This window comes from Pelistega suis (assembly GCF_013133795.1).
In the GTDB taxonomy this organism is placed as follows: Bacteria; Pseudomonadota; Gammaproteobacteria; order Burkholderiales; family Burkholderiaceae_B; genus Taylorella; species Taylorella suis.
The window spans coordinates 617437-629502 of sequence record NZ_JABGBN010000001.1 but is presented as its reverse complement, the minus strand read 5'-3'; the positions used below and the strand labels follow the sequence as shown (position 1 = coordinate 629502).

9 protein-coding genes are annotated in these 12066 nt (G+C 39.3%); 4 read left to right on the top strand and 5 right to left on the bottom strand.

The genetic code is table 11. The features are described 5' to 3' along the window. The first annotated feature begins 59 nt into the window (after positions 1-59). Entirely contained in the window at positions 60-1274 is a 1215-nt protein-coding gene (locus HKX39_RS03025) for an ATP-binding protein (RefSeq protein WP_171679821.1), read from the top strand. A 318-nt stretch (positions 1275-1592) separates the two neighbouring features. After that, positions 1593-2804, top strand: a complete 1212-nt coding sequence (locus HKX39_RS03020) for an AAA family ATPase (protein ID WP_171679820.1) — start codon at positions 1593-1595, stop codon at positions 2802-2804. 67 nt (positions 2805-2871) lie between these two features. On the opposite strand, the gene HKX39_RS03015 is transcribed toward HKX39_RS03020, so the two are convergent. From HKX39_RS03015 to HKX39_RS03005, 3 genes are all read right to left on the bottom strand, one after another. Further along, complete coding sequence (locus HKX39_RS03015) at positions 2872-3015, bottom strand: helix-turn-helix domain-containing protein (RefSeq protein ID WP_171679819.1); 144 nt, start codon at positions 3013-3015, stop codon at positions 2872-2874. 9 nt (positions 3016-3024) lie between these two features. Beyond that, positions 3025-4152: a Fic family protein gene (locus tag HKX39_RS03010; protein ID WP_171679818.1), complete on the bottom strand. Its 1128-nt coding sequence runs from the start codon at positions 4150-4152 to the stop codon at positions 3025-3027. A gap of 138 nt (positions 4153-4290) precedes the next feature. After that, complete coding sequence (locus HKX39_RS03005; RefSeq protein WP_171679817.1) at positions 4291-7863, bottom strand: DEAD/DEAH box helicase; 3573 nt, start codon at positions 7861-7863, stop codon at positions 4291-4293. Between the two features lie 238 nt (positions 7864-8101). Here HKX39_RS03005 and trpB point away from each other — a divergent pair, with 238 nt between their 5' ends. Together trpB and HKX39_RS02995 are read left to right on the top strand one after the other, a co-directional pair. Further along, on the top strand, positions 8102-9307 hold the full coding sequence (gene trpB, locus HKX39_RS03000; protein ID WP_171679816.1) for a tryptophan synthase subunit beta: 1206 nt from the start codon (positions 8102-8104) through the stop codon (positions 9305-9307). 79 nt (positions 9308-9386) lie between these two features. Further along, positions 9387-10292: a Dyp-type peroxidase gene (locus tag HKX39_RS02995; RefSeq protein WP_171679815.1), complete on the top strand. Its 906-nt coding sequence runs from the start codon at positions 9387-9389 to the stop codon at positions 10290-10292. Positions 10293-10455: 163 nt separating this feature from the next. On the opposite strand, the gene HKX39_RS02990 is transcribed toward HKX39_RS02995, so the two are convergent. Then, complete coding sequence (locus HKX39_RS02990) at positions 10456-11454, bottom strand: YeiH family protein (RefSeq protein ID WP_171679814.1); 999 nt, start codon at positions 11452-11454, stop codon at positions 10456-10458. 12 nt (positions 11455-11466) lie between these two features. Next, the gene (locus tag HKX39_RS02985; protein WP_171679813.1) at positions 11467-12042 is read right to left on the bottom strand and encodes a DNA-3-methyladenine glycosylase I; all 576 of its coding nucleotides are present in this window, start codon (positions 12040-12042) and stop codon (positions 11467-11469) included. Positions 12043-12066: the final 24 nt, after the last annotated feature.

The window sequence follows — 12066 nt, the reverse complement described above, 5'->3', positions numbered from 1 at the left end:
CCATAAATAAATGATAAAATCACCTTAATATTAAGGATACAACCAAAAAGTGATTCAAGATGATTAACCGCCCAAACTATCTCAAGCAACTAAAACCCTTTATCGATATGCCTTTAATCAAAGTGATTACAGGCATTCGCCGTTCAGGAAAATCAACGGTTATCAAGCTGTTGCAAGCACAATTATTGGCACAAGGCATTGCCGAGCAACAAATTATTCATATTAATTTTGAAAGTTTTGCCTATGCTGATTTTAAAACTGCAGACAAGCTTTACACCCTTGTTAAAGATAAAATTCAGACCGCTGAAAAATACTACCTTTTGCTTGATGAAATTCAGGAAGTGGCTAATTGGGAAAAAGCTGTTAATGCCTTTATGGTGGATTTCAATCTTGACCTTTATATCACAGGTTCAAACTCGCATTTATTGTCGTCTGAATTGGCAACTTATCTTGCTGGGCGTTATGTAGAAATACCGATTTTTACCTTATCGTATCAAGAATTTTTGGATTTTAAGGCAGGCTACACACAGCAGACTATGCAAAATTCCACAACACTTTTTAATGAATATCTACGCAAAGGCGGTTTTCCGATGGTGCATACGGCAGATTATGAGCAGGAAACTGTCTATAAAATCGTGCAAGATATTTATGCATCTGTGATTTTGCGAGATACGGTGCAACGTCACAAAATTCGTGATGTGGAGCTGCTCGAACGTATCGTTAAATATGCTTTTGACAATATCGGCAACACATTTTCAGGCAAAAATGTAGCGGATTATTTCAAAAGCCACCAGCGAAAAGTGGATTTAAACACCGTTTATAACTACTTAAAAGCCTTAGAAAGTGCCTTTATTTTACACCGTGTTGAGCGGTTTGATATTAAAGGTAAAGAGATTTTGAAAACACAAGAAAAGTTCTATTTAGGCGATGTGTCCTTACTTTATGCCACAATGGGTTTTCGCACAAGCCTAATTTCAGGTATTTTGGAAAATCTGGTTTATTTAGAACTCAAACGCCGTGGCTATCAAGTGTATATTGGCAAATTGGGTACACAAGAAATTGATTTTATCGCCCAAAAGCAAAGCGAGAAAATCTATATCCAAGTAGCGTATAAATTAGAAAGCGAACAAACCGTCCAGCGGGAATTCTCGCCTTTGCAGGCCATTGCGGATAATTATCCAAAATATGTGATTACAATGGATGATTTTTGGCAGGAAAATATTGATGGGGTCGTGCATCAGCATATTGGTGAGTTTTTGTTGGGTAATTCATAATAAAGCAGTCAAAGCGTGTAGTGGTACACTAATTCCTCATTTCCAGCTCCAATAAAGTGGGAGGCTTAGACAACTTCATCGCAATTTGCCGTAAATTATCTAAATTTGCTAGTAGCGTATTACATACCCTAGATCATGTGCGTAGCGATGAAAATTTAAAGAAACAATCCATCGATTTGCCCCAAATCATTCCATACAATTTACCATTGGATAATTATTTTATACTTAAAACTTTTTTATATATAGAAAAAATTTCAAGTATAATTGAAACTTTTCTATATTAAGGTAAAATAGCAATTATAGTTTTAGGATTTTACCGTGAAAAAAGATTTAGTTTATCGCCAAAAATACCTTGAAACGGTACGCCCGTTTATCGGAAAACGTTTGATTAAAGTGTTTACTGGGCAACGCCGTGTGGGTAAAAGCTATTTGCTGTTTCAGATTATGCAAGAGATTCAAACAGTGGATGAAAATGCCCACATTATTTATATCAACAAAGAAGACTTGGCATTTAGTCACATTACAACCGCAGAGAACCTGAATGATTTTGTGCAAGAGCAGAAAAAGAGCGGTCAAAAAAATTACATTTTTATCGATGAAATTCAAGAAATTACAGATTTTGAACAAGCGTTGCGTTCACTTTTATTAGATGACGAATTGGATTTGTATTGCACGGGTAGCAATGCTCAGTTGCTTTCACGGGATATTGCAGGCAGCCTGAGTGGGCGAGCGATTGAAATTAATGTCCATTCCCTGTCCTATTTTGAATTTCTTGAATTTATGAAACTGGACGATAGCGATAAATCGATGTCGCTATTTTTGAAATATGGCGGTTTGCCTTATTTGAAAGACTTGCCGTTGCAAGACAACATCGTGTTTGAATATCTGAGGAATATCTATTCCACCATTGCCATTCGGGATATTGTGAACCGCTATGCGTTACGAAATGTGCAATTTTTAGAGCAGCTTACGCAATTTTTAGCAAGCAATATTGGCAATCTGTTTTCCGCCAAAAAAATCTCTGATTTTTTAAAATCGCAGAAAATCACAACATCAAGTACGCAAGTACAAAACTATGCAGAATACCTTGCTAATGCCTTTTTGATTCACAAAGTGCCTCGTTATGATATAGAGGGAAAACGTATTTTTGAGATTGGTGAGAAATACTATTTTGAAGATTTAGGTTTGCGAAACGCCCTGATTGGCTATCGGGTACAAGATCGTGGCAAATTGCTTGAAAACTGCATATTCAATCATCTTCAAATCGCAGGTTATGATGTCAAAATCGGCGGTTTAAATAGCCAAGAAATTGACTTTGTAGCAGAGAAGAATGGCGAACGTATTTATGTGCAGGCCACGCTGACCATTAATGAAGAAAAAACGCTTGAGCGAGAATTTGGCAACCTGCTGAAAATCCAAGACAACTACCCGAAATATGTGGTGACAATGGACGAATTTGACGGCAATACTTTTGAAGGGATACAGTGTTTGAGTTTGAGGGCATTTTTGAGAGAGATTTTGGGTGGATGATGCACCGGTACACCAAAATCTCAAACTATGCAAAACATGCCTTTAATTAAAGCACTTAAAGGCAACATCAATCCCGCTTCACCAACAAATACCCCTTACCACGACCATTACGCACAGTGGTTGCCAATCCCATGCTCTCAAGTTCATTGAGTAGCTTACAAGCGGTACTGTCTGAGATGCCAAGCTCATTAGACACTTGTTTGGCGGTCAAATTTTGTAGCTACTCTACAAGACAACTCAGCTCATAACTCTGACTACGCCCAGAAGCTAGTGACTTCACCAAAATTCCTTTTTCAACCAAATCATTGATGTCTCTTAGGGCGGTATCTGTGGATACTTTTGTAATATTTGCCCATTTTTTGGTGGTGAGCTTGTCATAAAAACCATCCCAAAGCTTATTGATCATCACTACCTGCCGTGGATTGAGTGATGTGTGGCGATATGTATGCCAAAACTGTGACTTAGCGACAACCTTTTGTGACTGAGCGAGTGCTTGTATCAAAGCCGCTTCCAGATTGGTTAAAAACCAAATTAGCCATTCGGTGGCTGACGCTAAACCCTTTTGAGTTTGTTCAAGTATGTGATAATACTCACGACGATTAGCAAGAATTTGTGCGGACATACTATAAAATCGCAGCGGACTGCCATCGCTTTTGGCAAGCATCCGTTCAGTGAGTGCACGAGTTAGGCGACCGTTACCATCATCAAATGGGTGCAGCGTAACAAACCACAGGTGTGCAAGCCCTGCCTTAATTGTCAAATCAAGTCCCGTCTCATTATCGTTATACCACCGAAAAAATCGCTCAAGCTCATCGGGCAATCTATCAGCCTTTGGTGCTTCAAAGTGTACTTTGGCTTTGCCATAGGCACCTGAGACCACCTGCATCAGACCATTGGCATCATCTCGTAATGCACCCACATTAATGTCATACATACCACTTAGCCCTTGTGGAAATAGCGCATGATGCCAACGACAAACTTCATCTAAGGTTAATGGTAAGTCAAATCCTGAAGTTGCTTTAAGCATCATTTCAACAATCGCTTCCACTTCATAGCTTGGCGTAACAAGCTGATGCTGATACAGCGCTTCAATACCTAAGTTCCGAGCAACCGAAGAGCGTACCTGTTCTGTACTTAGATACTCACCCTCAATCTCCGATGTCTTAACCACCTCCAATGTCAATGCCTCAAGACAAACTTCAAGTGGTAAATCAAACCCAAGGCTTTCCATCTGCCCTAACAAGCGCCCCTGAAGCAGACGAATGCGAGCAACAAAGGGGAGTAGCTGCCCCTCATCAAGCTGCCAATCTGTCCAATTTGGATATTCATGAATAAACGTATCAACCATCACTATTCTCAATTTTGCCTCATATGCGGTAATTATACCGCATATTCTCCGCAAAATATGCGGTGGATAATAACATCAATCACCGCAAAATTGGCATGCTTTACCCTATTGTTTTTCGTGCCAATAAATAAAAAGACATCAAAGTGATCTGACCGCCAAATGTCTTTCTTCACTCAATTTTTCTGTGAGTGGATTAAGCCGTAACAAAAATTCATCTATACTAATTTGAGGCAACTCTTTTGCTGCATCCTTAAAATAAGGTTTATTTGACCAAATCTTTTGATCACCAATAAGGAATACATATCGCTTTGCACGAGTCAAGGCAACATTAAGCAAATTAGGCTTGCTAGCTGCCCATTGGGCCGCCCCTTCTGTCGTCTTATCGCATCCAAGTACAAACCAAACCATTTTTTCTTCCTTACCTTGAAAAGTATGAACAGTACCAATACGGGTATTACACCACTGGCATAATCCTTTAACTCCTTTTAAATCCACACTTGCAAGAACTTGCTCAATCAGCTTATGCTTGATTTGTTTAAAAGGAGTAATAATGTACAACTCAGGAAGCTTACCCGTAACATTAACAATATTAATTAACATATTGATAACGACCTCTGCTTGCTCTGGCACAAACTGACGAGATACCGTTTGACCTTCAACTTGTACCCAAGCACTATCCCCTAAATGGAAATCATCTTTTTTATCAGGCCATTGTTTACTTGGGTCGGTTTCAGATAAAATCATCTTCTCTTCATAAGCTATTTTATTAGCAATCTTAAACATCGGTTCTAGACAACGTCTATGTACGCGCAAAGGACTACCAATCCACTTAGCCTCACCCTCTTGTGTGATATTGGCTCCATAGTCATTGCACTTATCCGCAAGTACTTGTACAGATACATCCAGTGGAGAAGCTGTTACGTCTTCTGTAAAACGTGCAATTTTCTCTAAGTGACGTACTAACGGTATTGGTGCGGTAAAAACAGGTTCAATCTGTATAGGATCCCCCACCACCATCACGCGTTTAGCTCGCCATATTGCCCCCACTGCCGCTTGTGGTACCGCTTGACCAGCCTCATCAATAAATAGATAACCTAAACTCCCTGCATCTAAACCTTGAAATTGATTAGCAAACGATGCAAACGTGCTAGACACCACCGGCACAATCATAAAAAGACTTTGCCATAAAGATAAAATCTGCTCATTAGTTAACTTAGCACTCCCTTGTAAAAAACCACTTAACTTCGCTAGATTACCGGCAAACTTCCCATTTTTTTTACTTACCTCAGCCAACCATGCCTCATGCAACTGTAGCGCGCAACCAAATAAACTACTCCGTTCATGATTCAGTCTCTCGTCTTTCCATAATCCTGAGATTTGAAAATCATTTTGACGCAATTCATCATAGCTTGCAGGCAATTTAAGCTCAGGAAATTGGCTCAGAAGACTCTTATACTCCTGTCGCTCTTCTTCCGCTTGCTCTAAATCCTTTGTAACTCTATCAAGATTTTGTTCGCAATCACTATATTGCTGTTTATAAGCGTTTAGATAAGACTTGGCCGTATTCACCGCTTGTTTATAAAGACGTTCTTTTTCTTGCTGCTGTCCATGTTGCGCTGACTGTAACTCTTGCTTATATCGCTGTAAGCTCACTTTACATTCGCTTTCCTTCTGATAAAGCTGTGCTAATTGATGATGATATTCTCCCAAGCTTTGTTGATACGCTTTATAGTCTTGTGTCCGAAACAACTTTGCAAAGAAACCAGGCTTCTTACACTCTTCTGATTTAATTTTGTGTTCCCAATGCTTTTTTTGCACATCACAGTCTTCAAGAAATGCTTGATAACGCTGTATATGATTTTCCGCATTTAAAATCGTAGTAGCAAATCTATCATCAATTTGAATAGTAGCAATTTCAATTTGCGTAGCTTGATTAAGTTGCTCTTGTGCTATCCCAATCTCTTTCTCAATATACTGAAGATTTTCCTTATATTCATCGTACTGCTGCTGCAATTGCTTAATGTTATTTTTCAACACTACTCTTTCATGCAAATCAAAACAGTCATCCAACAAGCTTAATCTTTGCTCCACCAATTCTAACTGTTTATGAAAGGCTTTTTTTGCTTGAATAAAAGACACTCCATGATAATTATCCCTCCATGTCCGTAAACTATCATAGAAACTTTCCTCATCTTTATGAATATTTTTGGAACGAAAATATAAACCCGAAACGACTTTATTACGATTGGCTTTTTTACCTAATGCACATGAAAATAATCCCCACACATCCTCACCAGAGGAAGGCATGATATTTTTCTGTGATTGTTGAGTGACTAAATTTCTGGCTACTGTTTGCAAATAGGTATAACTACCCTCTTGATACATTTTCCCCAAAGATTGCTGTTTAGGTAAATCTCGAGAAATATTTTCTACTGCCGCATTATTTGAAGAAGCCACCACCATCTCAAAACCGGTTAGCTCAGGTTTTAAGGTATAAATACCATTAGATAAATTTTTTACTAACGCCTCTTCAGGAGTAGATAGCTCTGCTAATTTCATTGCGCGCTGAACAATATTTTCAGCAAAAATATCGCGTAATAATGTCGTTTTTCCAGTCCCGGGCGGACCATTTACCGAAAATACAGCTTGCTCACGTTCTTTAAAAAAAACATTTACCGCAAATTGCTGCATTAAACTTAGACCATGAGCAGGCTCACTTAACCAGCGCCCTCTATTCCAATATTTTGGACGCAATACCTGCCAAATTAACTCATCCCCTTGCTCACTATATAAATCTTTACACACCTTATTAGGTTTCATTTTTAAATAAGAGCTTAAAGCTTCATTAGCATACCCTTGACCAATTTTACTTATAATGCGATGAATATCTTGAGCATAAAAGCTATTTAAAATACCAATTTCATCAAGTATGGAATCATCCTCTTCTTGACTATCACCGCCATCTTTACGATAGGCTTTTAAAGCATTTTTATCTTTTGACTTTTCTTGATGAGCACTTTTCTTTTTCCATCTCAGACAAATACCAATAATGGGATAACTAAAATCATTAGCATTATAAGCATATGACCATTGATTCAAAGAATCAATAATCTCTAACAGTACAGCGGGTGATAATTCATTCTCATCAACAGACTCATTGTCTTCCAATACAGAGGTATCTCGATACCATTGATTAATGCTACTTAAACGTTCTTTTAATAATTGACAGTCTTGTTTAAATCGTTCCGAATTTAATGCAGAAAATCCCTCTTTACTACTTAAACCCAATGCCCAAGGTAAAGTAGAGAGCTGAATTTTTTGTATATCTAAGGCATTATTTTGATCCACCTCCAAACTCGCATAACAAGTAATACCGTCATCTGTATCCATAATTTCTTGTGCATATTTTTCTTCTTCTGTTAATTCTTCTTGCAAAATATCTTGTATCGTCTTACTGATTTTGCTATTACTAAATAAGTTGAGATAAATCGTTGCGCCAAGATATTCTTTATCAGACGGAATTCCCTGAATATGCTCAAATATTGATTTTTCCTTGGATAGTTCTTGCAGTTCATCTATAGAAAATGAACGGTATCCTCCTTCTTCTTGCGCTGTCTCTATTTTTTGTTTGACATCAAAAGGGGTAAAAAACTCTAATGTATGCCAAAATGACAAAATAGATAGTTCGCGATTACTAGACGCATTCATCATCTCTTAACTCCAGTCCCAATCAGTAAATGTTTTATGCATTACCCATATCTTACTCAATAATACATTAAATACCCTTTTAATCATTCACCCCCATCATATCCGATAAACTTTCTTTATCTTAACCTGCTAATCTTTTAACTGTTTTTCTCTTTGCTCCTACAGCCCACCCTCTATCCCATTATCTATCAATTCTTCTATAATAAAAGAATCTTTTTGATTTCATTCTTTGGGAAAAATCATGGCACAAGAGAAATTAAACAGCCTAGTTACTCCAGATAGCAATGGTAATTTTGGTCAACATGGTGGCAAGATTGGACATCCAGCACTTGCTAAAGCACTTGAGGAGCTCGAAAAAGGCTTTCATAGCATTATCGGTGATACGGAATTTATCGCCGAAATGAAACGTCTACAAGCGACTTTTATAGGTCGTCCTAGCCCTATTTATCATGCTCGTACCTTATCGACGCGTGGCGCTCAAATTTTCCTTAAACGCGAAGACTTAAACCATACAGGTGCGCATAAGATTAATCACTGTATCGGTGAAGTACTACTTGCCAAAAAGATGGGCAAAAAGAAAGTGATTGCCGAAACAGGTGCTGGACAGCATGGTGTTGCATTGGCTACAGCAGCAGCGCTTCTCGGTCTTGAATGTGAAATTCATATGGGTGTAGTGGATATTGCTAAAGAACACCCCAATGTCTCCCGCATGAAAATCCTTGGTGCCAAACTTGTACCTGTCTCTGCTGGTGCCGGTACGCTCAAAGAAGCGGTCGATAGTGCTTTTGAATCCTATATAGGACAAGTTGAAGACAGTATGTTTGCTATTGGTTCTGTCGTGGGTCCTGCTCCCTACCCTGAAATGGTTGCTTACTTCCAATCAATCGTAGGACACGAAGCACGTGAACAATTCGATAGTATGTATGGCGGTCAGCCTGATGAAGTGATTGCTTGCGTTGGTGGTGGCTCAAATGCTCTAGGACTATTTAATGCGTTCCTAGATGATCAACATGTTGAACTTGTCGGTGTAGAGCCTGCTGGCGAGGGCTTAGATAAACCCGGTCGCCATGCCGCTACGATGACTCTCGGTAAGTTTGGTAATATTCAAGGCTTTAACTGTTACTACTTACAAGAAGAAGACGGCACACCCTCTGCAGTACACTCTATCGCCTCAGGTCTAGATTATCCCGGAGTAGGACCACAACACTGCTACCTCAAAGACATTGGTCGTGCTCGTTATGAAACAGCAACAGACGAAGAGTGTCTTGATGCCTTCCTAGCCTTATCACGCGAAGAAGGTATTATTCCTGCGTTAGAGTCATCTCATGCTGTTGCCTATGCTTTACGCCGTGCCGCTCAGCTGGATGCTAGCAAACGTTTACTGGTAAATCTTTCTGGTCGTGGCGATAAAGATATTGATTATGTTTTAGGTAAAATCAATCTATAGCCAGATAACTCTCTCCCAAGAGAAATTCGTTCACCTATTGTGACGTAACACATACTTTTTAAGTGAATAAAGGATTTTTATGTCTCATCCACAAAGCGGTATTATTCCTGACCATGCGAAGTCTGGGATTTTTATTGAAGCAGACTTTCAAGCAAGCGCTCTGGACAATATCAAAAAAGCCTGTGCTGCTAGTCTCGACGAACTAAGCAAACTACAACAACAATTTCCAGAGGCGGATGTCGCACTAACTATCGGTTTTGGTGATAAAGCATGGCGACTATTCAATCACCCCGAAGAAGGTACAGACCTAAAACCTTTCCGCCCACTTGGCAATGGTTTAGCACCAGCGACACAACACGACCTACTTATCCACATTCAATCTATGCGACATGATGTCAGCTTTGCACTTGCTCTCAATCTCTTAGCCCTTTTTGGAGATGATATTCAGGTGCTAAATGAAACGCATGGCTTCCGCTGGATTGAAGAACGTGGGATTGAAGGGTTTGTCGATGGCACAGAAAACCCTACTGGCGAAAACATCCAAAAAGTAGGTGTAATTGCTAATGATAAAGTCGATGCAGGTGGTACATATATTCTTATTCAGAAATACCTACATGATCTTAAAAAATGGAATAAAGTCAACTTACAACAACAAGAAGCCTGCGTAGGTCGTTCAAAACAAGACAATATTGAATTCGATAAAGCCGTGCGTCTCCCTGACTCTCATCTTGGGCGCGTCAATCTCAAAGAAAATGGCAAGACATTAGAAATTGTTCGTCGTAGCCTACCCTTTGGGACTGCCTCTGGTGAACATGGTTTATTATTTTGTGCTTATTGCCATTGCTTACACAATATTGAAACGCAACTACTCAGTATGTTTGGCGAAACAGATGGCAAGACAGACTTACTCCTGACTCACCTAAGTAAAGCCATTTCAGGTGCTTATTATTTTGCCCCAAGTATCGAACGTTTAAAAGCACTTTAAATCAACAATAGGGCTGAGTGGCTGAGATACCCAATAATAAAGCATCAAAGCTATTCCCCTTCAGCAAAAAGGCGTTTCGATGATTTTATCGAAGCGCCTTTTTATAGTTGACTGATCACAGCAAGCTAATCAGCATTACCCTGATTTCTCCCTTATTGACTGATTACATCAATAAAGCATAAGAGCCAAAACCGGCTACAAGTAACCAGATAAAAACACCAAAACCCAGAATAAACGCTTTAGGCCCTGCTTTTTTAAAGTTGGCAAACTGCGTCGTTAACCCTAAAGCAGCCATCGCCATCGTCAATGCTATCTGCCCCACCATAATCATGATTTGCTTTAATTCACTCGGAATATCCACAAAAGAATTCAATGCAATCATCGCTAGAAAACCTACAGCAAACCAAGGCACAGCAAACTCCTGAGTTTCGCCACTACTATTTTTATTCTTACCCAAAAAACACAATAAAATGAATAAAAAAGGGACTAATAGCATTACGCGCACCATTTTTGTTAGCACCGCTAAATCCATCGCCCCTTCGCCAACCTGACGACCAATAGCAACAACTTGTGCCACTTCATGTACGGCAGCCCCTACCACCACGCCAAAGTCGAGTGCCTGCTCTGGTAAAAACCATGTATGGTAAATCCAAGGATAAAGAAAGAGCGCAACGGTACCAAATAATACGACGACCGTTAATGCCTGCGTTACCTCACTTGCTTTCGCTTTGAGAATAGGCGATGTTGCCATAATGGCAGAAGCACCGCAAATACTACACCCTGCCCCCGTCAGCATCACCATATTTCGGTCCATTTTTAATAAACGTATCCCTAAAAAATACGTTATTAAAAATGTGGATATCACCATAAAAATATCCATAAAAATAATCACCCAACCAAGATCTGCTACTTGCATTAATGTTAACCGACAGCCATAGAGAATAATCCCTAAGCGTAATAATTTACTTTTCGCAAAACCCACCCCCTTATCCGCTTGAGACGATATTTTTGGATAAACCATATTACCAAGCAACAAACCGATAAAAAGCGCAAAACTTAAAGAACTAAAGCCGATATTTGCTCCCACACCAAGCCGCACCAATAATATAGCTATTACTGATACCATACTCACTATCGCGATACCTGGTAAATACGCTTTCATTCCTATCCTTTCTTATTCGCCTTGAGTTTTTAAATCTTTAGTGGGACGAGCCCATGCTGGGTGACTCGCTAATACCTTTTGATAGGTAGGACAATCCTCTTGATGAGCGCCGTTTAAATAACCGATACTCATCAAAAATTCATTTACGATTTCGCCTCCTACAAATTTAAAATGCTTTTTAAACAACTTTATCCATTCAGCTAACGTCAGAGGATGATGTGCTTCTAACCACTGTTTAAAGGAGCCATACTCTTTTTGAATAGCCAAAATACGTTGGGCATTAACAATAGCCGCATTAACTTTAAGACGATTACGCACAATACCCACATCTTGCAATAAACGCTCTCTATCCTGCTCAGTAAAGGCGGCGACCTTAGCAATATCAAAACCAGCATAAGCATGATAAAAATTATCGGCTTTTTTTAACATTAAGGTCCAACTTAACCCTGCCTGATTAATCTCCAACAATAAGCGCCCAAATAACGCATTATCATCATCAATAGGCAAACCATATTGCGTATCATGATAGTGCTTATTAGGATCTATCGTATCGCTTGGTAAGGCATTAGCAAAACAACAATAACTCATCACACTCACCCCATTGTTCATGTA